A 25,466-nucleotide genomic window follows, 5' to 3' on the forward strand; every position below is an offset into this window, starting at 1 on the left:
GGCGAAGATTAGAACAAAAAACAGGCTTCTCAAACTGAGATAGCCTGTTTTTTCAAAAAATTATTATAGACCACACTTCAATTGGGCATTACAGTTGTCACATGTATTACAGCCGCCTATTTCTTTTACTTGGCCTTTTCTACAAACCGGACATGTGTCGCCGATCTCAGAACCAATAGTCACACTAGTTGAACGGAGATCTTGAATTGTATCTACTAAAACAACTGGTTCATTAAACGTCAATTGTTCACTTGCTTCTAGATTATTTTCCTCAGCTTTCAATGTCAGAACTTGGGAATCACGGCTTCCATCAACGTAAACTGTACCACCCTTAGCTCCGCCTTTATACAAGCGTTCATACACTTTTTCAACTTGTTCAACGGAATAGCCTTTAGGGGCATTTACCGTTTTTGAAATTGAACTGTCAATCCAGCGTTGGATGACACATTGAACATCAGCATGAGCTTCAGGTGAAAGGCTCATTGCAGTTACAAACCAATGTGGCAAGTTTTTTGGATCTGCTTCTGGGTGACGACTCAAATATTCTTCAACAATATCTGCTTTGACTTCAATAAACTTACCTAAACGTCCACTTCGATAATATGTGAAGGAGAAATAAGGCTCCAATCCTGTAGATACTCCAACCATCGTACCTGTTGATCCTGTTGGTGCAACAGTAAGTAGGTGGGAATTACGAATTCCATATTTTAAGATTGATTCGTTGATATCCTTAGGCATTTTTTTCATAAAACCTGTTTCAGTGAAAGCTTTACGAAGACGATTTGTATCCTCTGTCGCTTCACCTTCAAGGAATGGGAAGCTTCCTTTTTCCTTAGCAAGCTCTACAGAAGCCTCATAAGCAGTCGTAGCAATGGTCTCAAATACCTTATCTACTAATTCATTGCCTTCAATCGATCCGTATTCTTTTTCGCAATAGATTAATAGATCGGATAGACCCATTACCCCGAGACCAACACGACGCTCTCCAAGTGCTTGCTTTTTATTTTCCTCAAGGAAATATGGAGTTGCATCAATTACATTGTCTTGCATACGAACGCCGATACGTACTGTTTCTTTTAACTTATCAAAATTAACAGTTTTATTTTCTTTATCAGCCATTTCAGCTAAGTTCACAGCTGCAAGATTACAAACAGAGAATGGTGCAAGTGGTTGCTCTCCACACGGATTTGTTGCAACGACCTTTTGACCATAGCTCTTAGCATTCGTCATATCGTTGGCATTATCAATGAAGAAAATCCCTGGCTCAGCGGAATAAGTTGCACAAATATTAATGAGATTCCAAAGCTCTTTCGCCTTGATTTTACGATATGTGCGTACTTTGTAACCAAGCTTTTCCCATTCACGCACATCTCCTACTTTTTGCCATTCGGTATTATATGCTTTCATTTCTTCAGGACTGTAATTTTCTACATCTGGGAAACGAAGTTCATAGTCTCCATCATTTTCAACTGCGTCCATAAATTCTTTAGTTAGGCAGACGGAAATATTAGCCCCTGTCAGGAACTCAGGATTATGGACTGAATATGTACCGCCTTCAGTCAATTTTTCCTCGGCTTCACGGAAAATCCCTTCACTAAAACCACCAAGGCCAGGGATGTTGCGATAGTTAAGTACACCTTGATACATAGCTTCTTCCGTATTAGAAAGAGGTGTAAACTTCAACTTATCCTTCGCATGTTTCTTAATGATAGGATCCGTTGTATTTTCAATCAAAAATCTTAAGATACGTGGGTTTTGCATTTTAGAAATAATAAATTCAATAATATCGGGATGCCAATCCGCCAACATTATCATCTGCGCACCACGTCTAGAACCCCCTTGCTCAACAAGGTGTGTTAATTTCGCAATGTCATCTAACCAAGATACAGAGCCTGATGATTTACCATTAACTCCTCTTGCAAGTGTATTACGAGGTCTTAGCGTAGAACCATTCGTACCAACTCCACCACCACGGCTCATGATTTCCATCACTTGCTTACGGTGTTCTGAAATTCCTTCGCGTGAATCGGCTACAAATGGCATAACATAGCAGTTAAAATACGTTACATCCGTATCTGCGCCTGCTCCGTATAAAACACGACCAGCCGGAATAAAGTTAAGACTTGAAAGTTCTTTGTAAAATTTTTCAAACCATTCCTGTCTTTTTTCTTCAGTCTTTTCAACAGATGCTAGTCCTGTTGCATTACGCTTTGCAATTTGCTCATAGAAGATTTCGAGTGGCTTCTCGATAATATCTAGAGGGCGGACGATTAATCCAGTCTCTCTTTCTTTATCACTATCAAGGACACTGCGGTACTCTTCCTCTACAATAACTTCTGCTGTCTTTTCTTCCCAGTCAATAGATTTAATAAATCCGAGACCTCTTGCAGGAAACTTCGGATCTTCTTTTATTGTTAAAACAACAAAATCGCCTTCTGTTAAAGTAATCTTTTCTGTATCCTTAAAAGCATAACGGTCGATCATAACAAGCCTTGATACCCCTTTATGGGTAATCTTCATGTCAGGCGTAATTGGATGCACCGGCTTAAATAAACGGATATCTTGATTAAGTCTTTCTACGTTGAGATTTTGTTTCTGCGTATAAACTACAGACATTGCTTCAACCCCTTATACAATCATTCTATTCATTACGTTACCATATATATTACCTGTAAATCAATGACTAAACACTATATATTGTATTTTATTTTTAAACAACTACACTACATATAGTGATACAGTTGAACTTTGTTTGATTTTGTCAAATTTAAAATAGGCAGTAAAAAAAAGATTTTCAAAGATTTTATACGATATTTAAACAAATATATCGATTTTTGAACAAAATTTGCATTTGCTCTTTTTATTTCCTCTTTCATCGTTAATATGATAAGGTTTTATTAGAAAAAGAGTAAAAAATTTTTTTCAAATTATATTTAACAATAGAATAAATAAAAAAGATTTTGATTCATTGCCTAATGATGAATATAATAGACATTAGGGCTATTTACTAGAAAGGGGAAGGAAGAATATTGGAGGCTTTATACACATTACTAATTTTACTGGGAGCGATCATAGCTTTTTCCCTATATAATTACTTCCATCAAAAAAGAATATTAAAAACGCTAACCGAAGAAGAATTCCGCGCAGGCTATCGGAAGGCACAGCTTATTGATGTGCGTGAGCCAAATGAATTTGAAGGTGGGCATATCCTGGGAGCACGTAATATCCCAATTTCTCAATTAAAAACACGCATGAAAGAAATACGCCCAGATAAACCAGTATACCTATATTGTCAATCTGGAATGCGAAGCGGAAGAGCTGCTCAAACTCTTTACAGAAAAGGGTACCGAGATTTGTATCACTTAGAGGGCGGATTTAAAAAATGGTCCGGAAGAATAAAGAAAAAGGAAAAGTAAAATAGCTGAGATGATACCGCGGGTTTCCTCCGCGGTTTTTTGCTAGGAAAAGAGCGTGGTGGATCGATGATTTTAAAAGAAGTAAAGTTATTAAAAAATATAAATAATCGACAATTTCCTTTTACCCTTCCAATAATGAGAGATTTTAATCAGCTTTCGTTCAAGAAACCAATTACAATCTTAGTTGGTGAAAATGGAAGTGGTAAATCTACTTTTTTAGAAGGTATTGCAGCGTCATCCGATTTACCGATTGCAGGTGGAATTGAAATATCACAAGATAAAGAATTGGAACACGCTCAAATTTTAGCAGAAGCATTCAAATTATCTTGGATGCAAAAAACGAAAAATGGCTTTTTCCTAAGAGCAGAAGATTTTATTTCTTTTGTCAGAAGAATAAAGAGTATGAAACAAGATGCCGAAGAAGAGTTAAGAAATATAGAAATTGAATATACTAATAAATCTGCATTTGCAAAAGGACTCGCATCAATGCCTCACGCACGAACGCTTACTGAGTTAAATAAGTTATACAACGAAGGGCTAGATGTACGTTCCCATGGCGAGAGCTTTCTTGATTATTTTCAAGCACGGATAAGGCCAAATGGATTATATTTATTAGATGAACCAGAAACACCTTTATCACCAATGAGACAATTAAGTTTAATCAGTATTATTTTAGAAGCGGTTAAAGAAGATTCTCAGTTTATCATTATCACACATTCACCGATTCTCATGGCACTTCCTGAAGCTGAAATTTATAGTTTTGATGTTCATCCACCTCAATTAATTCAATATGAGGATATAGAACATGTTCAGATTACGAAAAATTTCCTTGATTCTCCACAATCATTTTTACGGCATCTATAAAGAAAGGCTTTTCTCCATTATAACAAACATCAATCACTTCTAAATTAACGAGCATGTGGTATGTATAAAGGGACAATAAAAATATTAGATAATTATTACACTTTATAATACACATAATGTATTATCTCTACTTCTATCGCTAAGCAACTTTTTTTCATATAAGCTTTATCAAAAATCTATTAAAAAGAGACAGACTTGATCATTCGAGTCTGTCTCTATCTTTAATTATTCTTTTATATACCTTAAAATCGGTTTTCTAGCAGCTTTCGTTTCATCGAGTCTTTTGACGATAGTTGTATGTGGAGCTTCTTGTACGATTTCAGGATTTTCTTCTGCTTCTTGTGCGATTTGAATCATTACATCAATAAAGCCGTCGAGCGTTTCTTTTGATTCGGTTTCGGTCGGTTCAAACATCATACATTCTTCCACGTTAAGCGGGAAATAAATTGTTGGTGGATGATAGCCAAAATCAAGCAATCTTTTAGCAATATCCAGTGTACGTACTCCTAACTTCTTCTGACGCTTTCCACTTAAAACAAATTCGTGTTTACAATGACGGTCATATGGAAGATCAAAATAAGGAGCTAGCCTTCGCATCATATAGTTAGCATTCAGAACTGCATATTCTGTAACAGCTTTTAATCCATCAGGTCCCATAGAACGTATATACGTATACGCACGTACATTAATTCCAAAGTTTCCGTAAAAAGGTTTTACTCGTCCGATAGATTGAGGACGATCATAATCAATCACAAATTTGTCGTCTTTTTTCGTAATGACTGGCTTTGGCAAAAATGGAATCAAATCTTCTTTTACGCCTACTGGCCCGGATCCTGGTCCTCCACCACCGTGTGGTCCAGTAAAAGTTTTATGAAGATTTAAATGGACAACATCAAAGCCCATATCTCCAGGACGTGCTTTTGACATTACAGCATTTAAATTTGCACCATCGTAGTAAAGCTTACCACCAGCACCATGGACGATTTCCGCCATTTCAAGGATTTGTTCTTCAAATAATCCGAGGGTATTTGGATTTGTCAGCATTAACGCTGCAGTATCAGGTCCAACGAGTTCTCTTAAATGATTCAAATCAACTAAACCGTCCTCGCCAGATCTTACCGTTACTGTTTCTAATCCAGCTACAGTTGCTGATGCAGGATTTGTTCCGTGAGCGGAGTCTGGAACAATCACCTTTGTTCTTTCATTATCACCATTAGCCTCATGGAATGCACGAATCATCATAAGTCCGGTCCATTCACCATGAGCTCCAGCCGCAGGTTGCAAGGTTACTTCGTGCATTCCTGTAATTTCAATTAAATGCTGTTGCAAATCATACATTAATTCAAGAGCACCTTGAACAGAGGATTCTGGTTGCAACGGATGAATATGGGCAAATCCAGGGAACCGAGCAACTTGTTCATTAATTTTAGGATTATACTTCATCGTACAAGATCCAAGGGGATAAAATCCTGAATCAACACCATGATTATGAGTGGAAAGTTCAGTAAAATGACGCATTATATCAAGCTCTGAAACTTCAGGAAGCTCAGGTTCATTTTCTCTTACATATCCTTCTGGCAAACATTCTACTATATCAATTTCTGGAACATCCATTTCAGGCAAACTATAGCCAATTCTTCCCGGAGTAGACATTTCGAAAATTAATTTTAAGTCATGGTTACTCACAGCTCTCCCCCACTTCTTTTACAAAGCTATCAATTTCTTCCTTCGTTCTAAGTTCCGTTACTGCAACAAGCATATGACCATCAAGTTCAGGATAATCTCTACCCAAATCGTAACCGCCAATTATTCCTTTAAGAAGCAATTTCTCATTTACTTCACCTACAGGTTTACCAACTTTCACTACAAATTCATTGAATTGGTAACCATTGAACGGAATTGTAAATCCTTTTTCATTAAAAACGTTTTTTGCATAATGTGCTTTTTGAATATTTTGCACAGCCATTTCTTTTACGCCTTTTTTACCTAGGGCCGTCATAGCTACAGAAGAAGCTAATGCATTTAATGCTTGGTTTGAACAAATGTTCGAAGTAGCTTTATCACGACGAATATGTTGCTCCCTAGCTTGCAAAGTTAAAACGAATCCTCTTTTTCCATTTTCATCAGTAGTTTGACCGACTAAGCGACCAGGAACTTTGCGCATTAATTTAGATGTTACGGCAAAATATCCACAATGCGGTCCTCCATAAGAGGCTGGAATCCCAAATGGTTGAACATCTCCAACAACAATATCTGCACCAAAATCACCTGGAGGAGTTAGCGCTCCAAGTGCAAGTGGATTACTTGAAACGATCAATAATCCTTTTTGTTCATGAATCAATGGTTCGATATCCTTTAATGGCTCAATTTGGCCAAAAAAGTTTGGATATTGTACAATGACGGCCGCAACTTCATCACAAAGTTCATTTTTCAAAGCATCTAAATCTGTTTTACCGTTTTTGTACGGGATTTCCACCACATCGATATACTGACCTTTTGAATATGTTTTTAACACATCTCTTGATTCAGGGTTGACTGTTTTAGAAACAAGAATCTTTTTTCGCTTTGTTTGACCTGCACTTAACATGGCAGCTTCTGCAAGAGAAGTTCCTCCATCGTACATGGAAGAATTGGCCACATCCATTCCTGTTAATTCACATATCATCGTTTGAAACTGGAAAATCGCTTGCAGCTCACCTTGAGAAATTTCAGGTTGATATGGAGTATAGGCAGTATAAAATTCAGATCTAGATATAACATGATCAACAATTGTTGGGATATAATGATCGTATACACCAGCACCTAAGAAAGAAACATTTTGTTTCAAATCCGCATTTTTACCAGCAAGAGAAGCTAGCTCCTTTAGTAAGGCTGGTTCTGATTTCGCTCTTTTAATATTGTACTCGCCTTTAAAACGAACTTTTTCCGGGATATCTGAAAATAATTCATCAATTGACTCTACACCGATTGTGTCAAGCATTTCTTTTTGATCCTGTTCAGTCATCGGTAAATAGCGATGTTTAATCATAAATTTCTCCTCCAACTTAATTTTTGGCTCTCTTATAAAATGGAGTCGATACAACAACAGCTTTCAGCCGTTTCCCCCGAATCTCCACGGTAAGCTCATTTCCAAGTTCCTTATAATCAGATTTTATAAGTGCGAGTCCAATATTTTTTTTCAATGTGGGAGATTGCGTTCCCGATGTAATCAAACCTATTTCCTCGTCACCAACAAACACTTTATACCCATGTCGCGGTATCCCTCTATCAATCATTTCAATTCCTACGATGGATCGAGGAATACCTTCGTCCTTTTGTTTTTTCAATGCTTCTTTTCCGATAAAATCTTCTTCTTTATTTAGTTTAACAGCAAAGCTAATCCCTGCTTCTAGAGGAGTGATATGCTCTGACAGTTCCTGTCCGTATAATGCTAAGTTTGCTTCAAATCTTAGTGTATCCCTTGCACCTAGGCCACAAGGTAGTATACCTTCTTGTTCTCCTACAGAAAGAAGATCATTCCAAATAGTTACGGCATCAGATGCATTGCAATAAATTTCAAATCCGTCTTCACCTGTATACCCTGTTCGGGAAATAAGTACGTTTGACCCGTTATAATCGATGTTTTCTTTAAATTTAAATAATTTTATTTCTTTTAAATCTGTACCTTTAACTAATTTTTGTAGTATTGACTCTGCCTTTGGCCCTTGAATGGCGATTAGCGCATATTCATTTGAAACATCATGTATTTCAACATCTCCCTCTACATGGTCCCTTAGCCATTTAACGTCCTTCTCGGTATTTGCTGCATTAACTACAAGGAAGAAATCCTCCTCAGCTAATTTATAGATAAGGAGATCATCAACAGTTCCACCGTCTTCATAGCACATCGCCGTATATTGCGCACTACCAGTCTTAAGCTTTGAAACATCGTTTGTCATCATTTTTTGTAAAAATAAGAGACTGTCCTTACCTTTTACCGATACCTCACCCATATGCGAAACATCAAAAATTCCGGCTTTCGTTCTTACAGCTTCATGTTCTTCCTTAATACTAGAAAATTGGACGGGTAGATCCCACCCACCAAAATCAATCGTTTTTGCACCTAATTCTTTGTAAAGCGGATACAGCGGAGTTCTCTTCAATTCTGTCACGTTTAAAACCTCCTTTTATTAGGTTGGTATGTAGAGAAATACAAAAAAGGACAGAGAAATCCCGTAGTATGGGATTCTCTGTCCTGGCACCTGAGAGTTTGACCTTACGGCTTACCCCTTTGGTGGTTCACACTTTAGAACACTCTCCAGAGTTGCGTCAAACAAGGGTTCTTTTGCCTGAGAGATTCACAACTATGTTGCTTGCTCCTTCGGCGCTGCATATGCAGTCTCTCCCCGTGTCTTCATTCGCCAATATTATGTTGATTTTCTGGGCATACTAAAAATAGTTTTTCTTACAATATACTGTAACATCAACAACATCGTATCACCATTTCAATTAATTCTCAATGCTTTTCGTTATTTGGGAGGTAAATATGTCAATACGGGTAGACTTTCAACAAGATTGGCAAAAAAACTTTTTGCAAAAAATAGATAAAGATGGACCATGGGCAAATCGTGCATTATTTAATTTAGCGATACAAGCTGAAAAATTTTTAAATGTACCGTCATTTGAAGGATTAGTTGCACCTAAATTTCTTCCAAATCTAACTCCTTTGCCCCACCAGCTTGAAACTGCGCGCCAGGTTGTCGAAAACATGAACGGAAAAGCAATATTAGCCGATGAGGTTGGACTTGGAAAAACCATTGAAGCTGGCTTGATAATTAAAGAATATATGATTCGCGGTCTAGTAAAAAAGGTTTTAATTCTAGTTCCCGCCTCATTAGTTTCTCAATGGGTTTCGGAGCTCAATTCAAAATTTTTCATCCCTGCTGTCGCTCAACGAAAAAGTTATGTGTGGGAACAATATGATTGCGTTGTATCATCTATTGACACAGCAAAAAGAAGTCCGCATAAGGAACTAATCGCAGAGCAAAATTACGACCTTATCATTATAGATGAAGCCCATAAACTTAAAAATCATAAAACCAAAAACTATGAATTTGTACAATCGTTAAAAAAGAAATTCTGCTTATTATTAACTGCAACACCAATTCAGAATAAAATTGAAGAAATTTTTTATCTTGTATCCTTGCTTAAACCAGGACATTTAGGTAGTCAAAGCGGGTTCATAGATAAATATAAGGATAAAAAATTATCAGTTCATGAAGATGCATTTTTAAAGGAACTTGTCAATAAAGTTATGATTCGTAATAGGCGTGGTGATACAGGAATAGAATGGCCTGATCGGCATGTTGAAACAATTCCAATTGAATTTACAAGAGAAGAACGGGAATTATATAACGCAATTGAAATGCTGAAAGGAACTCAGTTACCGATACACGGTTTTTCTCTAATTACACTGAAAAGAGAGGCATGCAGCAGCAGGGAATCAGTTTATTTCACATTGAAAAACATGCTTTCAAAATATGAAAATCCTTCAACTCAACTGATTGAAGCACTTCAATTTATTCAGCAAAAAATTGATGCAGTTACCCAGAATTCCAAAGCGAATAAAGCATTGGAATTAATAAAATCAATTGATGATAAAGTAATAATTTTTACTGAATATCGGGCAACACAAATGTATTTACAATGGTTTTTAGGACAAAACGGTATTCGTTCCGTTCCTTTTAGAGGTGGTTTTAAACGTGGAAAAAAAGATTGGATGAGAGAATTATTTAAGAACCATGCACAAGTATTGATTGCTACTGAAGCTGGTGGAGAAGGGATTAACTTACAATTTTGTTCACATATCATTAACTTTGATTTGCCATGGAACCCAATGCGCCTTGAACAGAGAATTGGACGAATTCATAGACTTGGTCAAGAAAATAACGTTCATATTTATAATTTTACAATTATAAACACTATTGAAGAGCATATTGTTAACCTACTATATGATAAAATCCAACTATTTGAACGTGTAGTTGGTGAATTGGATGAAATCTTATCGAGGTTTGATTTTAAAAATTTTGATGAGTACTTAAGAGATATATTTGAACAATCAAAATCGGAAGGTGAAATGAAAGTGAAAATGGGAAATTTAACTTCATTGATCCAGTTTGCGGAAACGGTAAGATCGGAGGAAATTGCTGATGCTACAAAAGGAAATTCATCAATATCTTGAAACATTTTTTAAGGAAAATGATTGCGCAATTGAAGATAACAGTCCCGGACATTTAACAATTCAATTAACAATTGATATGGATAAAGAATTGATGAATCGCCCTTTTTATTGGACCTATTTAGAAAAAACCGGCGGTATTCCGAATCCTATGAAATTAACCTTTATTACCGATCAAGAAAAAACACCGGATAACATAAAAGGAGAAGTCATCCATTTTGGGGCTCCAAGACTTCACCAAATTTTTAATGTAACCAAAAAACTTTCAGCTAATATTCGATTGTATGAAATACCCAGTAAGGCGGATAGCACTCAACAGATTCCTCTTCATCCTTGGCTCATGCTTAATGTGAAGATTTCATATCGTTGCGATAGAAAAAAAGATTTGATCAAATCAATTGGTCTAAATTTAATTAATGGATCACTATTTGAGGATTTTTATGAAAAAGCGGAAACTTTAAATCTTCAGCCAACGATACCGGACTATTGCTTCACCATTTCACCTATTATTAAACCTATGAGCGGAATAAAACGAATCGAAAATCATTTAATCAATGAAGTAAAGAAAGAAGATCACCCATGGGCAGAGGATGCCATTAACAGATGGAACGAGGATTTACAACTTTTAGATCATTTTTATGAAGATCATAGTGAAAAACCTGAAACATATGAAATTGAAAAAGAAGCATTAAAGGATCAATATGAACCTGTCGTTAATATTGATATTATCAATGGTGGCCTCTATTATTTGAACACACATCCATACAATATAATTGAAAGAGGCTGAACTTGATCAGCCTCTTCTTTTAATTAGCATACTTATGGAAACTGGAAGTAGTCCAAACCAATGCGTTAAAATAGGCCGCTTCGCAATTTTCTTATCGAGTCTTAGCTGCTTCCTTTCATCCTTTGGCATCTCAAAATGCTTTATGAATGCTTCGGTTAAATATTTGACATAATCATTTGTAGACATGAATCTATTCCCACTCCCTAAAAAAGCTTTATTAAAATAATGTATTAGAGAGTATTGCCAAGTTTTATAGATTCATTCTATTAATAATAAGCTCAGCAGCTTCTTCAATGGATAAATCAGATGTATCAATCGTAACTGTGGAACTTTCCATATATAAAGGCAATCTTTTTTCATACATCTCTTTAATTTCCTCAACTGACTTATTCTTAATTAATGGTCGCGTTTGATCATCCTTTAGTCTATCTAAAAAAACATCAGGATGACACTGCAAAAATATCACCCTTCCACTCTTCTGTAAGAATTGTCGATTTTTTTCTTTTAAAATAATTCCTCCACCTGTTGTTATGATTGATGGATGATTAGAAAGGTTAAGCAATATTTCCGTTTCTTTTTCTCGAAAGCGCTGCTCGCCATATAGCTCAAAGAAGTTCCTTATTTCTATACCTGTAAATTTTTCAAACAGTTCATCCGTATCAATGACAGGCAGCCCTGTTTTTTTCCCTAATTCGTGTCCAATGGATGTTTTTCCAGCACCCATAAAACCGATTAAATAAATAGATTTACCTTCCACTTTTATCCACCTCTTTATCTTCTCCTATCATTATATAATAGGTAATCCTTCATAACATCCTCATTTTCATCAAAGGTGTTTTCTAGCAACTGGATTATCTGTTTTTCGTAGTAATCCTGCATTTCTTTAACATAGCTTAATTCTGTTATATATATTTGCGTGATTTCATATACGACAAATAGAGAAATGAATGCAAGCATTAATACGACTGGATAAGTGGCTCCTTTTTCATTTCTACAAATTGTACTTCCTCCTTTTCCGGCGGAATTACAAAACGCGCCTCTTCTTTTACACCACTTGAAAAAGTTACATTCACGATTAGCAACTGATCTATTTTAGAGAATTTTACTGATGAAACTTGTTGAAGTACAATTTCATGACCTCTATCATTTACAGTTCTTCTAACACTACTGCTGTACGGTTCGTAAATAATCATAAAATTTTTTTCAATTAGAATTCGATTAGGATGGCTATAAACATAAACTTTTTCTGCATCCTTTAATTCTTTACGAAGGTGAATCAAAAATAAATTCCATTCAAAATCTTCATCAACATATATCGTTCGATCAATCGTCGCGAACGATTGAAAAAGTAACGGCATCAATGACATGATGATCGATAAGATGAGCATACAAAATATTGAGTCTAGCAATGTAAATCCTTTTTGATCATTCGTGACATATTTGACGTTCAGCATATTTTACACAAGCCCTCCAAAAGTCATTAGCATTTTTCTCGATTGATAATTCATATTGAATATTTCGGAAGGTTCTTATTTCGTACGAAGGAGCTTTAATAGGTAATTGCTGTTCAACATGTTCATATAGGAGTCTACTTGCGATTAAATCATTTTTTCCATCAATTAAATTAAGAAGCATCTTAAAAAGTAATGGAAATAATAAGACACAAATTATTATGGCAATACTTAAAGACAATAGTCCTTCCACCATCGTAAAACCATCCTCATTGTTCCTCAACTAAGAACCGCCCCCTACCAATATAAAAAGTAATTTTCACATATTTTCCATTCACATTTAACAACATGGTTCCAAAATTAGAAACATTCCCATCAGGTGTAATATTAAAACTAGGAAGATTCGATTCTTCTATCCTTATCGAGTAAGGAAGCTTTTTATTGATTATTGCTTTATTTGCATCTTTACTTACAGCTTCATACTGCTGGCTAATACGAGAAAACCTAAATGTGACAGTTTCTTCTCGGTTTATTGCATATGAATGTGCAAGGTATAAATCAGATTGCAATTGATTTAAAAACATATTTTTCTGCATTAAAGTCGCAAAAGTTTTCAAGGTGAAAAAGCTAAAGGATAGAATTATTGTTGTAACGGAAATGACGATTAATGTTTCAAGTAACGTAAAGCCGTTTTGATTTTTACTTAACATTTCCATTTTCATCAATCGAAATAGCAACTCCATTAGGGCATATAAATTCAAAATCCTCATTTATATAATCATTTTTTAAATCTTCAAGGGTAGCTGGGTATTCTTTTTTGTCCATATAATAGGCCTGAACTTGTCCCTGCACCATATGTACTAATGCCTCACATCCTTTTTCGTTAATGCTCGAGCTATGCTTCGTCACATTTGGAAGCGCAACAAGTAGAATAATCGTAATGACCAAAAGCACAATCATCATTTCTATTAGAGTAAAACCTTTTTCGTTTTCCTTTAAAAATTTTCTCATGTGTATGAATCCCCTTTTAAATATTTTTCTTTTGTATTCTTCAGGCTTTCGTTTTCCAACGGCGTTATGAAGACTCATAACCCATGTGGCAGTGAAGTCTCCATTTGCCTTTTTCTCGAAATAAACTCGCATCTTCTTTCCAATCAATTAAATATTAGATTTACAGCACCGCAACAAATATTTTTAAATAGATTCCATCATCTGGAACATAGGGAAAAATATTGACATGTAGATGATAACAATCACAATCCCAATGATCGTAAATATGATAGGTTGGACAATTAAAAAGATATTTTCGGTTTTCTCCTCAAGTTTTTGTAGGCAATGGTTACTGTAATATAGTAGTTCCTTATCCATTCGCCCATTTTTATCACCATGATTTACAATATAAATCATTTCTTTTTCAATAAAGCTTAAATTGGATAAAGCGTCTCCAAAAGAATGTCCAATTAGTAGCGATTTTTTCAATTGTTGAGCAGATTCATGCAATAGAGGTCTATACAATTGACTTTCCATAATTGCTATAATTTCGTTCGTTGAAAAACCGCTTCTAAGCATATATCCCCATTCCCTTGATATAAAAATGGTTTGATACAGCTTGTAAAAAGATTTAATGAGAGGCAAGGAAGAAAGAAATGCTGCTATTTCCAACGCAGATTTTTTTTGAAATATCTGTTTCGCTCCTAAATACATAACAAAACAAAATATGAAAATCACAATTAAATATGTTGGGATGTTCTGCATAATGTGAAGGACTAGCTTTATCCCTACAGTCGGTTCATATCCCATTGACTGATAAAGATATTGAAATCGAGGCAATAATAATGTGTTAAGTAGAATGGCTACAAACAAGAGGATTATGATTAAAATAAGTGGATACTGCAAAAGCTTAATTAGCTTTTTTCTTTCGTTATCTTTCCTTTTTAAATACTCTCCCGATTCAAGTAATGCCTCAGCCAAAAATCCATGTTTTTCGGAAAAATACAGTTGAATACATGCAGATTGGTCAAACTGATGCTTTAAGAAAACTTCATGTATTTTATGTCCGCTTTTCAAATCATCAATCATAGAATTCATTAAAGCGTAATGTTTATTTTCAAGCTTACTAAAAAACTGCAATACCTCTAATAAGGTAAAACCATTATTCAGCATATCGCTCGCTCTAGTTAAAAAGATCCCTTGCTCCTTAAGAGTTAACTTTCTCTTTTTCTTCAACAATCCAACGGTCATATTCTTCTTGTCGCAAAAATCCAAGCGCAATCCCCTTTCTAATTAATTTTTGAAGTGTTTTATAACTGGATTCACCTTCCTCTCCCCTAGTTTCCTTAATAGCTTCTAAAAGTGCTTTTCCGTGAAGAATCTCATATAGTCCGGTACGTTTTGGACGATATTGACTATTACAGTACTTAGAGCAATCCTTTCCACAAAATGGACAATTAATTGTAACTAACCTTTGGGCTGTTATGGCTATTAATGCTTGTTCTAATACCCGCTCCCCAATTCCAAACTCAAGAAGTCGATAAATAGCTCCCTTTGCATCTCTTGAATGTAAACTTGTCAAAACAAGATGTCCCGTCATAGCGGCTCTTACTGCTATCATAGCCGTTTCTGCATCACGAATTTCACCAACAAGAATAACATCTGGATCATGACGTAAAATAGCTTTTAACCCCGTGCTGTAATTCAATCCTGCTTTCTCATTCACTTGAATTTGGAGAAGATGATCATGAATTTTTTCAACTGGATCTTCTAGCGATATAACATTACGATTTAAAAATTCTGAGCAATATTGAGCCAGTGCATACATCGTTGTCGATTTTCCTCCACCAGTAGGACCAGTCAGAATAATCATTCCAAATGCCTGGACCATCATTGAAGTCAAATGATTGATACTATAAGGAAATAAAGATAAATAATCAAGGGTTAAGGATTGTTGAGGTAAAATGCGGATGGCCATACTTTCTTTTGAGTGTGCAGAGGGTAAGGTTGAAATTCTTAAGGAAGTTTCTTGTTTATTGATAGTAGTTTGAAGGGAACCGCTTTGTGGTTTTCTTGTTTCGCCAATATCCATCGAGGCTAAAAATTTAAAATGAGAAATGAGTCTCTCTCCAACATCTAATGAAAAGTTTTTAACCGGACTTAACTTTCCATAAATCCGAAATTGGATAAGATATTTTTCGGGGGTAGGTAAGATGTGGATATCTGTTGCATGATTGTGCGACGCTTCAGAAAGTAATAGATCTGCCTTTCTTTTAATATTCATTCTTCATAAAACACCACCTTTAATTTATCGTTAATTATTACATTCGACATAACTCTGCATTCTCCTGCAAAAAAAATAAAGATTTTTTATATTATTATTTTTTTCTTTTGTGAGGTATAATAAATACGTGAAGAAATATGATAATATCACTCAATCGTCACAAACATCAGCTGCACATATATTTACATTATTAAGCTTATTCCTTTATAATAATGTATTGATGGACTTAAGGCTGCAAAGGAGGGATACATATGGATCGTATGTACAGGGTTTTAGGTTTTTGGACTGGTATTTTTACAATTATGTTTTATCTTGGCGGCATGGAAAAAACCGCATTGCTTTTTCTAGGACAAACGGGATTCTTTGTTCTTCTAAGTTATTTAAGATTATCTGAACGTATGTATATGTATGTGTTTGCTGCATATCTAACAGTATTTTTTGCTGGATTTACATACTATACATTGTTCCTAATGCCTCCAGGCGGTGGATTAGGTTAATCTCAAGCATAAAAAGGCGATACCTTTTGTTTAAAAGGTATCGCCTTTTTACTTTTTTATTGTAAAAATGGATTACTTACTTTTTCCTTCTTAATAGTCGTGGCAGGTCCGTGACCTGGAAGTACTTCCGTTGAATTTTGGAAAGGGAATAGTTTTGTTTTTATGCTCTTGAGTAATTGTTCATGATTTCCACCTGGGAGATCCGTTCTTCCAATACTTCCATCAAAAAGAGTATCTCCTGCGAACAGAGCATTAGCCTCTTTAGAATAATAAGAAATACTGCCAGGAGAATGACCAGGAGTAAAGAGAATATTTAATAAAAACGGACCAATTTCTAATGGTTCCTCAAATGAAATAAGATTATCAGCTGCTCTTGAAGTTATAGTTATTCCATAACGCGCAGACCCATTTAATGTTGGATTAGTTAGCCATTCTGACTCTTTTTCGTGGATATATACTGGTATTTTCCATTGATCCCTGACAGAGTCAATCGCACCTATATGGTCGAAATGAGCGTGAGTCATCAAGATGGCAAGTGGTCTAAAGCCTTCGCTCTTTAAATATTTATTTAAGTCATCACCTTGATCACCTGGATCAAAAATAATACATTCTTTATCCGAGTTATGTAGAATATAACAGTTAGTTTGCAGTGGACCAAGTGGAATTTGTATCCATTTCATCGACTTATCCTCACCTTCATTTTATTTCATTATACCTCAGCTAAGGTTTGTTTTTCACAAAATAGGGCAATATAAATATGCTTCTTCTTTACATTCATAGAAGTGTCACTTTTGAAACTCGACAAAGCCAGTTAAAAGTAATAAAATATGTAAGAGCACATCATATTCAAGTACATAGTATTTGCTGAATTATTTTTTCGAAGGGAGCTTATAATAAATATGGGTACAGCTATTATTTTCCTTTTAGTTGCTATACTTGCAGTCTTTGGTACTTTTAGTGCATTAAAAAACAAAAACATTATGGGAATCCTTTTTGGAGCGGGTGCACTTGGCGTATTTGGCTTTTTTGCCATTATGACACTAATTCATCTTCCAAAATCACTTCCTCAATAAAATGGAATGAAAAGAGGTTATACCAAAACAACTTGTTTAAGGTATAACCTCTTTTCTTATTATTTTATCTAATGAACCAATTGAATTATCTTTCCTGTATTTAAATTAAGAACTTGTTCATACTGGTAACCATACAAGCATAGATCTCCCTCTTCGGAACATAAAATAGGCTTATTCTCTAAATCATTGAAAATTGTAGTTTTTTTATGCCTCTTTATATCCACACTTACTAAATCAAAACCTTCATTGTAATGTTCTAAGCTATCATGTTTCTTAGGTACAAACGTAACAAATAAACTTGACTTTTCGATAAAAGAATAAAATGGAATGAGCCAATCTGAATACTGCGAGATGTTGGGAAATGTGGCATTAAATATTTCCTTATGGTGCATATCAAAAAAAGAATATATTAATGACTCTTTATTCTTTTCTTCCACTTTAATTGTCATCATGTTATTGGCAAAAATATCGAATCTAAATACCTCATCGAAAATTATCTCAGATTTAGATGTATTATTAATAGATTTCTTAAGTACCGGTGCAAAAAAAGTAAGTTCCTCAGGTTGCCAATCTTGTTCTAAGATTTCGTTACCATTAAACCACTTAAAGAACGGTTGAAGGTCTTCTATTTCTTTAATTTTACCGGTTTTGCTGTTAATCAGATGTACTTTATAGGACCAATCTTCAAAGAAGGCTGTTACAAGCATTAATGAAGGATCAGTTTCGTTCCATTCATAAATGAGTTCATATGAATCTATTTCAGTTGAAAAATCAATGTTTCCTTTGAAATCTGTAAAAAAAACTTTGGCAGCGTGAGAATAAGGCGAGGTATGAATAAAAAGTTGTTTAGAATGTTTGTGGATTAAAACATTCATGATCGGTGCTTCTGAAGTAAAAATAACTTCATGGTGTTTAGAAAAGAGTTGATAGGATTCTAAGAAATATTTCCCTTCATTATTATAGGAATAAATTACCGTTTCATCATCCAGCCAGCCGTATACTTTTTCAAAAGATCCATTTTGAATGTTAAGTGGCTCTGGAATTTTTGTGATTACCTTCTCTTCCTTCTTATTTTCTTCTACAGGAAGCTCTTTTTTAGGAATATCAGGTGGAGGTGCATCTGTAACAGTTATAGAGCATCCCGAAACTACAAAAATAAAAATTAATCCTATTATTATATTAAAAAGAGAAATTCTATACATATGCACCCCCCTTTCAACTTTTCCACATATTTAATTATACATTTTTTTAAAGAGAATGTTTCACTTTCTTAACAAATTTTACAGTTATTTTACAAATTTTCTTTTACAAAAAAACCCCGGCAACTTTTTTTCGTTGTTAGGGTTTCTTTGTTTACTGTATTTGTTCATCCCTATTTTCATAGAAACGAAGCAAATCACCGTATATTATTTTATCAGAATAATCAAGTTCGACTCTTGACTTCTCTTTATATGGCTCACAAAGTGCTTCTTCGACGGGTTCCTCGGTATCTTTAGAATAACAAGTATTATCAGTAAATATATAGTCTTTTGTAATAAAACTACCATCCCTAAATACAGCGAAGTCGTGATGATTCGGTGAAAATAAGTCTTCTCCAAATTGAATATCATTTTTTGTATTGACACCTAAAAGATGAAGCAAAGTTGGTTTTAGGTCTATTTGCCCGCTAACCTTTGAAATTGTCTTCCCTTTTCCATGATCCGTTACGCCTGGAATATGAATGATTAATGGGACTCTTTGAAGCTGTGCACTCACAAATGGTGTAACTTCTTTCCCTAAATATTGGGCCATCGCTTCATTATGATTTTCTGAAATACCGTAGTGGTCTCCATACATTACAATAATAGAATTCTCATATATACCTTCATCCTTCAGCTTTTGGAAAAATTCCTTTACAGCTTCATCCATATAACGAACAGTAGTAAAATACCTGTTTAAAGTACCACTTTTTGAGTCATACTCTTGAATGAATTTATCCTCTTCGTCCAATTTAAATGGATGATGGTTCGTAAGTGTAATCATTTTGGTATAAAAAGGCTTTTTCATCGTCTTCATGATTTCTACAGACTGATCCAAGAATGGTCCATCTTTCATTCCCCAGCCAACAGAATTTTCGGGTGTAATCTCATAATCTACTGCCGAATAAAAATAATCGTATCCTAATGATTGATACATAATGTCCCGATTCCAGAAACTTTTGTTGTTCGCATGCATAGTGGATGTGAAATAACCTTTTTCACCTAGCTTTTCAGCCAATGCATCGTATTCATTTCCGGAATGGGTAAAAAACACTGCTCCGCGACTTAAAGGATATAAGGAATTTTCGAGTAAAAATTCAGAGTCAGATGTTTTCCCTTGTCCCGTTTGATGGTAAAACTCATCAAAGTAATAACTATCCTTTATTAACTCATTCAGGAATGGTGTAACCTCTTGACCGTATACATGATTATTTATGACAAAGTTTTGTAAAGACTCTAGTGAAACAACGATTAAGTTTTTATTTTCTGCAATCCCAAACATATCCTTATTTGGTCTTACATAGTTAGCTTTAATATAGTTATCAATATCGACTAACTCACTGCCATCTGCCATCGCCCTTTGAGCGGAAGATTTAGACTGTAAAAAAATATCGTATAAATGATAATTGTAGGTTCCAATATTTTTAACAAGCATTTCCCTATCAAATGTACGTGTCAACAATTGAGGACGTTCTGTCTCAGCTAGACCGATATTTAAAAACAGTATGGCTGCTGCAACAAGGAAGTAAGCACGACGATTAACCTTATTGATAGGTTTCATTTCTACATTTCTTTGTTGAAATTTAATTAACAAGAATAATAGAATTACATCAATAAAATAGATGAAATCAAACCATTTGATTTCTGTAGCAGCACTATCTCCTAAATCTCCAAAATTACTTGTTTGGAATAAAACAGGTAGAGTCAGAAAATCAGTGAAAAAACGGTAAAAAGCGACATTTGCATAAAGGATAAAACTAATAAGAAAACTTGTAATTAATATATACCGATTGCGCGCTTTTCTCGATTTAAAAAATAATGATAATCCAAAGATAAATAGCAAAAAGCTCAATGGGTTAATAAATAAAATAAGCTCTTGCATGAAATTTTCAATTTTGATGTTAAAGCTTGTTTTGTAGACAATATAAGTTTTAATCCAGAGCATCACGACGGCTATTACTGGAAGAACTATATTGGCTTTCTTAAGCCTATTCACTTATATTAACCTCCTTGCAAATAGAAAAGCTGAAGCGCCTTGGTCGACCTCGATATGCAAAACTCTAAGGCAAAAATGGTTTGTCTAACTCAAATTTGCCATTGTTTTTGATTACAAGGGTTTAGGCGCTATCGCTATAAATGTATTATTTAATATTTCCAAAAAATTGGAAAGGGCTAGAATAACTAACGACTATCATAATATGTTTCAGGAGAAAAATCAAATACCTAATTTTTTGGTAGACAACCACAAAAGAATCTTATTCTGTATTCCTTATATATAGACGTGTAAAACATAAAAAAGTTTCAAAAGTTGTCCGGAAATGGAAATTTCATACTTTAGACACATATTATTAGCAATCATTACGTGAGAGTTAATAAATCAAGCATAACCTCTCAACTTTGGGAATAATAATCTTTAATTCATATGAATTTTGACTAAATAAAAAATGATAGAGAAAAGGATAAAAATGAAAAAAGGCGAGAAGCTTATTCTCACCTTTTTCTTTGTTAATTTTTATTTGCTGCTAGCCATGCAGCTCCTGCAATACCAGCGTCGTTTCCTAGTTGTGCTAAAACAATTTCAGTCGACTCTCCTACTGGTTTAAAAGCGTATTTCTTGAAGTATTGTTCAATTTTACCTACTAAAAAGTCCCCAGCTTTTGATACTCCACCGCCAATGACAATTCGCTCTGGATTAAACAAACTACCTATATTGGCTAGTGCTAAGCCAAGATGATCAGCTAACGAATCAACAGTTGATAAAGCAAGTTGATCACCGGCTTGTGCAGCATCAAAAATATCTTTAGCTGTAATATCTCCGTTACTATCTAGCAAAGCTTTTAATTGAGAATCACCTTCATAATCCGCGAGCAATTCCTTTGCTGTACGTACTATACCTGTTGCAGATGCAACAGTTTCTAGGCAACCGGCCTTGCCGCAATTACACATATACCCGCCATGAGGAACTGCTGTAATATGACCTACCTCACCAGCAGCACCCTTTGCTCCATGTACAATATCTCCATTTACAATAACGCCACCACCAACTCCCGTTCCAAGCGTAATGGCGATTAAATCTTTCGCTCCTTCTCCAGCACCTTTCCACATTTCACCAAGAGCTGCAGAATTAGCATCATTTTCAATAGCAACCGGAACACCCACAGCTTCTTGCATCAAATCTCTAAGTGGGAAGTTATCTGGCCAGCCAAGATTGACAGCTTCGAACATTACTCCTTTTTCTTGATCAATTGGTCCAGGGGCCCCTACACCTGCTGCTTTTAACATATCATGGGACACGTCTAATTCAGAAAGCTTTTTGTGAACAGCTTCGCCAATATCTTGTATAATGTTACTTCCATTATTTTCAGTATTCGTTGGGATTTCCCATTTATGTAAGATGTCACCTTCTTCAGTTAAAAACGCCAATTTAACTGATGTTCCTCCAATATCAATACCTAATAACCATTTTTCATTTTCCATTTTCTTCCCCACTTTTCTTCCTATTTTTTTCTATATTTATTTCATTTCTTATGATTGAAAGTGCTTTGTGCAAATCTTCCTTATCAATAAGACTTGAAAAATATAAATCTTTAATTTCTGCTTCCATTATTTCCAAATCCAATAATCTCTCACCCAAATAAACAAATATTCCAAATCTCTTAAGTAATTGTTGTACTTCATAAAGCGTATTCATGTTTTCACCACATTAAAAAGTTCATAGTCACGTTATTTCTCTAGTATTAAGAATATCTTCTTCCCGCTGATAGAGCAAGATTAATTATTATGAAAACCGATGTATAATAATCCACTTACTATAATAAATGTGGAAAGTAAAAATAACGTTTGAGTCTTTTTGTTCCGCTTATTTGGAAAATTAGCCACTCCTGTTGCCAAAAACCCTCCTATTAATCCACCGATATGCCCCGCATTATCAATTCCTTGCACAGTAAAACCAAAAATTAAATTAATGATAATGACTATGATCACATTCATACCTATTGATCGAAAAAATACTTGCGAATTGGTAAAACCAAGATACAAAAGAGCACCAAAACATCCAAAAATGGCACCGCTTGCACCTGCGGATATTGCAGGAGTAAACACAAAGCTTGCAATCGTTCCCATAACACCTGAAAAAAGGTAGATCCAAAGAAAACGCAATTGACCAAACATTTTTTCTACTGTAGTACCTAAATAATATAAGGCTAACGTATTCATTGCAAGATGAAAAATCCCAATATGAATAAAAATCGGTGTAATGAAACGCCACCATTCTCCTCTTAAAATGAGTGGATTAAACTTCGCCCCATACTTTATAAGCGTTTCTAAATTAGTTGTTCCACCATTGAACTCTATCATTAAAAATATCACTATTTGAAAAACGATAAAAAAATAGGTCAAACGTGGTTTAGTGAACTCAAACAGTTTTTGTTCCTCTTCTCCATCCATGTATGCAGCCTTTTTTAATACTCCTTGGCGAAGAATAAAAATTTCTGCTTCTTCGTATTCTTCTTTAAGCAAAAAATCGATTTGGATGTTAAGGATATCACTGATTTTTTTTAAGGGATTATTATAATCCTCACTCGTTAATATGAAGGTAGAAACATTTGATTTTCCCACTGTTTCTGTAACGTTTTTTTCCTGTAAAAAACGCTTTGCATCAATCGGAAGTTTGTGGGTAACATAAATATTTAAAACGTTCAATGATCTACGAAATGAACGTTTCCTTAATACTTCGGCCTGACTTGCTGCTTTTTGTTGATCCCTTATCACAGGATTTGCCCAATATAAATCAGCTCTTATTATACGAATAAATGTGGCATCTTTATTATTTCTATTTTCAAACCACATTCCCGTTTGAGCATCATTAATATTTATTAATCGATATCCGCATTCTTCCATTAAAAAAAATGCAAGACGCCAAAATAAAAAAGTTTCCTTCCCTACAATTAATAAAACCTCCTAAGCGTTTACTTCTATTTATATTTTACTATACCAAAAAACAGACTGTTGCAAAAACTTAAAAAAGCTGGTATCTAGAAGATCCAGCAATTTGAATACAATTAATTTAATTATTTCCTAAAAGCTGTGCCCATTAGTTTTGAACGAACACCAGGAATGTTCATCATTGCATTGACACTTACTTTACGTAAAAAACTATTTCCAAGAAAAGCATTTAACAATTTGTAACGAAAGCGATAAGCCGTTCCTAAGACCGCGAGAGCTGAAAGCATTTTTATTATTGATCGTATCATTAGTATCCCTCCTAGTCTTATATTTACTTATCGGCTTTTTTTTATGCATTGCATGTGACTATTATCTCACTCTCTGTAATGATTTTTTCAACAGGAATATCATGACTTTCTATAGGAATATCGTCAAAGATTTGCATAGAAAAGCAAAGAGAGATGAAAGTACGATTAAATTCTGTTAAAAAACGATCATAGTAACCTCCACCAAAACCTATACGGTATCCTTTTCGATTGAATACTAAACCAGGGACAATTAATAAATCTATATCCAGCTTATCAACCATTATGGTTTTAGCTACGATTGGCTCAAATAAACCAAAGAAGACTGTTTCCATTTGATCAAATGCAGTAATTTGTCTGAATTCCATCACTTTTTCAGATGGATCACATTTAGGTATAACAATCTTTTTTCCTTCTTCCCATCCTCTTCTAATGAGTTGCCACGTATCAACTTCAGGAAAATGAGAAACAGTTATGCCAATGATTTCAGCATTTTTCCATTCACTAGATTGAAAAAGCTTATTTGCAATCATATATGATTTGTGTTCGTATGTAATACGATTTAGATTTTTTAAATGATCTTTTACATTTCTTCGAATTGTTTTCTTTTCCACAAAGCAATCAACTCCTTATATATAATGATATCAAAAAAGCCAGAAACACTGTATTATGGAAGTGTTTCTGGCTTTTTGAATTAACGTTGTTTATGTTACTTTGTTTCGCGGTGCAAAGTAACTCGTTTTTCTCTAGGGCAATATTTTTTAAGCTCAAGACGGTCAGTATTATTACGTTTATTTTTTGTTGAAATATAATTACGCTCACTGCATTCCGTGCAAGCTAATGTAATGTTCACGCGCATGTCTTTCCCTCCAAACTTCAATGCATTCTTCACTGTACATACGACTTTTTTATAATATCACTATTTTTTCCGAAATGCTAGTATCTATTTTCTACGGTAATTAATTTTATATGAATAGAGATAATCTTATGGTATAAATAAAGGAAGTACAACACATCTGGGGTGGCATATGGATACAATTATCATTTTCTTATTAGGTTTATCAATCGTTTTATTTATTATTTCATTTTTCCAAACTGATAAGGTCAAGGTATTAGAAAAAGAGGTTGAACAATTGTCAATGAATGTCTTACAAGACCATTACCTTATGAAAAAAAGACTTAAAGTTCTTGAAGAAGAATTATTAATGGGGCAGAATTTTATAGATGATATTCCAAGACGTGAATTGGATCAAGAACCGAATGAAATATTAAAAAATCATGTATTGGCTCTATATAATCAAGGACTTGAAATACAACAAATTTCCAAGCAGTCTTCCTTGTCCGTTGAAACAGTAAAAAATATCATTAAAAAGCGACAGGGTACTATTGGAGGAATTTAA

The 25,466-nt window shown here is 34.5% G+C and carries 28 protein-coding genes and 1 riboswitch; of the genes, 7 read left to right on the forward strand and 21 right to left on the reverse strand.

The window, feature by feature from the left end; translation table 11 throughout:
- Positions 1 to 63 precede the first annotated feature (63 nt).
- On the reverse strand, positions 64 to 2,616 hold the full coding sequence (locus MT489_RS04955; protein ID WP_244680374.1) for a vitamin B12-dependent ribonucleotide reductase: 2,553 nt from the start codon (positions 2,614 to 2,616) through the stop codon (positions 64 to 66).
- 413 nt (positions 2,617 to 3,029) lie between these two features.
- Here MT489_RS04955 and MT489_RS04960 point away from each other — a divergent pair, with 413 nt between their 5' ends.
- Complete coding sequence (locus MT489_RS04960; RefSeq protein ID WP_244680375.1) at positions 3,030 to 3,416, forward strand: rhodanese-like domain-containing protein; 387 nt, start codon at positions 3,030 to 3,032, stop codon at positions 3,414 to 3,416.
- A gap of 66 nt (positions 3,417 to 3,482) precedes the next feature.
- The gene (locus MT489_RS04965; RefSeq protein ID WP_244680376.1) at positions 3,483 to 4,280 is read left to right on the forward strand and encodes an AAA family ATPase; all 798 of its coding nucleotides are present in this window, start codon (positions 3,483 to 3,485) and stop codon (positions 4,278 to 4,280) included.
- Positions 4,281 to 4,505: 225 nt separating this feature from the next.
- Here MT489_RS04965 and gcvPB read toward each other — a convergent pair whose 3' ends face one another.
- From gcvPB to gcvT, 3 genes are read right to left on the reverse strand one after another with little or no spacing between them, the layout of a single operon-like run.
- Positions 4,506 to 5,966, reverse strand: coding sequence for an aminomethyl-transferring glycine dehydrogenase subunit GcvPB (gene gcvPB, locus MT489_RS04970; protein WP_307415148.1), 1,461 nt, complete (start codon positions 5,964 to 5,966; stop codon positions 4,506 to 4,508).
- Complete coding sequence (gene gcvPA / locus MT489_RS04975; protein ID WP_244680643.1) at positions 5,959 to 7,305, reverse strand: aminomethyl-transferring glycine dehydrogenase subunit GcvPA; 1,347 nt, start codon at positions 7,303 to 7,305, stop codon at positions 5,959 to 5,961. The genes gcvPB and gcvPA overlap by 8 nt, the downstream gene beginning before the upstream one ends.
- A 19-nt stretch (positions 7,306 to 7,324) precedes the next feature.
- Complete coding sequence (gene gcvT / locus MT489_RS04980; RefSeq protein ID WP_244680377.1) at positions 7,325 to 8,431, reverse strand: glycine cleavage system aminomethyltransferase GcvT; 1,107 nt, start codon at positions 8,429 to 8,431, stop codon at positions 7,325 to 7,327.
- Between the two features lie 155 nt (positions 8,432 to 8,586).
- Positions 8,587 to 8,677, reverse strand: a riboswitch (glycine riboswitch).
- A 128-nt stretch (positions 8,678 to 8,805) separates the two neighbouring features.
- Here gcvT and MT489_RS04985 point away from each other — a divergent pair.
- On the forward strand, positions 8,806 to 10,500 hold the full coding sequence (locus MT489_RS04985; protein ID WP_244680378.1) for a DEAD/DEAH box helicase: 1,695 nt from the start codon (positions 8,806 to 8,808) through the stop codon (positions 10,498 to 10,500).
- Complete coding sequence (locus MT489_RS04990) at positions 10,469 to 11,284, forward strand: YqhG family protein (protein ID WP_244680379.1); 816 nt, start codon at positions 10,469 to 10,471, stop codon at positions 11,282 to 11,284. The genes MT489_RS04985 and MT489_RS04990 overlap by 32 nt, the downstream gene beginning before the upstream one ends.
- Before the next feature lie 6 nt (positions 11,285 to 11,290).
- On the opposite strand, the gene MT489_RS04995 is transcribed toward MT489_RS04990, so the two are convergent.
- From MT489_RS04995 to comGA, 8 genes are all read right to left on the reverse strand, one after another.
- Positions 11,291 to 11,470 (reverse strand): YqzE family protein, encoded by a 180-nt coding sequence (locus tag MT489_RS04995; protein WP_244680380.1) that lies wholly within the window; start codon positions 11,468 to 11,470, stop codon positions 11,291 to 11,293.
- Between the two features lie 64 nt (positions 11,471 to 11,534).
- On the reverse strand, positions 11,535 to 12,041 hold the full coding sequence (locus MT489_RS05000; protein WP_244680381.1) for a shikimate kinase: 507 nt from the start codon (positions 12,039 to 12,041) through the stop codon (positions 11,535 to 11,537).
- A gap of 199 nt (positions 12,042 to 12,240) precedes the next feature.
- A complete protein-coding gene (gene comGF / locus MT489_RS05005) occupies positions 12,241 to 12,738 on the reverse strand; it encodes a competence type IV pilus minor pilin ComGF (RefSeq protein ID WP_244680382.1) in 498 nt (165 codons plus the stop codon).
- Complete coding sequence (locus MT489_RS05010) at positions 12,710 to 13,018, reverse strand: type II secretion system protein (RefSeq protein WP_244680383.1); 309 nt, start codon at positions 13,016 to 13,018, stop codon at positions 12,710 to 12,712. The genes comGF and MT489_RS05010 overlap by 29 nt, the downstream gene beginning before the upstream one ends.
- Positions 13,005 to 13,457, reverse strand: coding sequence for a competence type IV pilus minor pilin ComGD (gene comGD, locus MT489_RS05015; RefSeq protein ID WP_244680644.1), 453 nt, complete (start codon positions 13,455 to 13,457; stop codon positions 13,005 to 13,007). Before comGD ends, MT489_RS05010 begins: the two co-directional genes overlap by 14 nt.
- A complete protein-coding gene (gene comGC, locus MT489_RS05020) occupies positions 13,435 to 13,746 on the reverse strand; it encodes a competence type IV pilus major pilin ComGC (RefSeq protein ID WP_244680384.1) in 312 nt (103 codons plus the stop codon). The genes comGD and comGC overlap by 23 nt, the downstream gene beginning before the upstream one ends.
- Positions 13,747 to 13,929: 183 nt before the next feature.
- Entirely contained in the window at positions 13,930 to 15,000 is a 1,071-nt protein-coding gene (gene comGB, locus MT489_RS05025) for a competence type IV pilus assembly protein ComGB (RefSeq protein WP_244680385.1), read from the reverse strand.
- Entirely contained in the window at positions 14,933 to 16,009 is a 1,077-nt protein-coding gene (gene comGA, locus MT489_RS05030; protein ID WP_244680386.1) for a competence type IV pilus ATPase ComGA, read from the reverse strand. The genes comGB and comGA overlap by 68 nt, the downstream gene beginning before the upstream one ends.
- A gap of 251 nt (positions 16,010 to 16,260) precedes the next feature.
- Between comGA and MT489_RS05035 the strand changes: the two genes are divergently transcribed.
- Positions 16,261 to 16,506: a DUF2626 domain-containing protein gene (locus MT489_RS05035; protein ID WP_213110322.1), complete on the forward strand. Its 246-nt coding sequence runs from the start codon at positions 16,261 to 16,263 to the stop codon at positions 16,504 to 16,506.
- A gap of 56 nt (positions 16,507 to 16,562) precedes the next feature.
- Here the strand turns inward: MT489_RS05035 and MT489_RS05040 are convergent, their stop codons facing one another.
- The gene (locus MT489_RS05040) at positions 16,563 to 17,186 is read right to left on the reverse strand and encodes an MBL fold metallo-hydrolase (protein ID WP_244680387.1); all 624 of its coding nucleotides are present in this window, start codon (positions 17,184 to 17,186) and stop codon (positions 16,563 to 16,565) included.
- Between the two features lie 219 nt (positions 17,187 to 17,405).
- Here MT489_RS05040 and MT489_RS05045 point away from each other — a divergent pair, with 219 nt between their 5' ends.
- On the forward strand, positions 17,406 to 17,579 hold the full coding sequence (locus tag MT489_RS05045; RefSeq protein ID WP_244680388.1) for a DUF2759 domain-containing protein: 174 nt from the start codon (positions 17,406 to 17,408) through the stop codon (positions 17,577 to 17,579).
- Between the two features lie 68 nt (positions 17,580 to 17,647).
- On the opposite strand, the gene MT489_RS05050 is transcribed toward MT489_RS05045, so the two are convergent.
- From MT489_RS05050 to rpmG, 8 genes are all read right to left on the reverse strand, one after another.
- Complete coding sequence (locus MT489_RS05050) at positions 17,648 to 18,781, reverse strand: YqgU-like beta propeller domain-containing protein (protein WP_244680389.1); 1,134 nt, start codon at positions 18,779 to 18,781, stop codon at positions 17,648 to 17,650.
- 151 nt (positions 18,782 to 18,932) lie between these two features.
- On the reverse strand, positions 18,933 to 20,762 hold the full coding sequence (locus MT489_RS05055; protein ID WP_244680645.1) for an LTA synthase family protein: 1,830 nt from the start codon (positions 20,760 to 20,762) through the stop codon (positions 18,933 to 18,935).
- A gap of 560 nt (positions 20,763 to 21,322) precedes the next feature.
- Positions 21,323 to 22,294 carry an ROK family glucokinase gene (locus MT489_RS05060; RefSeq protein WP_244680390.1) on the reverse strand — a complete coding sequence of 324 codons (972 nt, stop codon included), beginning with the start codon at positions 22,292 to 22,294 and terminating at the stop codon, positions 21,323 to 21,325.
- The gene (locus MT489_RS05065) at positions 22,284 to 22,508 is read right to left on the reverse strand and encodes a YqgQ family protein (RefSeq protein WP_244680391.1); all 225 of its coding nucleotides are present in this window, start codon (positions 22,506 to 22,508) and stop codon (positions 22,284 to 22,286) included. Before MT489_RS05065 ends, MT489_RS05060 begins: the two co-directional genes overlap by 11 nt.
- A gap of 80 nt (positions 22,509 to 22,588) precedes the next feature.
- Entirely contained in the window at positions 22,589 to 23,716 is a 1,128-nt protein-coding gene (locus tag MT489_RS05070; protein ID WP_244680392.1) for a rhomboid family intramembrane serine protease, read from the reverse strand.
- 170 nt (positions 23,717 to 23,886) lie between these two features.
- On the reverse strand, positions 23,887 to 24,069 hold the full coding sequence (locus MT489_RS05075; RefSeq protein WP_244680393.1) for a hypothetical protein: 183 nt from the start codon (positions 24,067 to 24,069) through the stop codon (positions 23,887 to 23,889).
- Positions 24,070 to 24,110: 41 nt separating this feature from the next.
- The gene (locus MT489_RS05080) at positions 24,111 to 24,680 is read right to left on the reverse strand and encodes a 5-formyltetrahydrofolate cyclo-ligase (RefSeq protein WP_244680394.1); all 570 of its coding nucleotides are present in this window, start codon (positions 24,678 to 24,680) and stop codon (positions 24,111 to 24,113) included.
- Between the two features lie 95 nt (positions 24,681 to 24,775).
- Entirely contained in the window at positions 24,776 to 24,925 is a 150-nt protein-coding gene (rpmG, locus tag MT489_RS05085; protein ID WP_213097383.1) for a 50S ribosomal protein L33, read from the reverse strand.
- Between the two features lie 169 nt (positions 24,926 to 25,094).
- On the opposite strand from rpmG, the gene MT489_RS05090 reads away from it, so the two are divergent.
- Positions 25,095 to 25,466 (forward strand): hypothetical protein, encoded by a 372-nt coding sequence (locus MT489_RS05090; RefSeq protein WP_244680395.1) that lies wholly within the window; start codon positions 25,095 to 25,097, stop codon positions 25,464 to 25,466.

Origin of the sequence: Lederbergia wuyishanensis, assembly GCF_022900255.1 — a bacterium.
GTDB lineage: Bacteria > Bacillota > Bacilli > Bacillales > Bacillaceae_C > Lederbergia > Lederbergia wuyishanensis.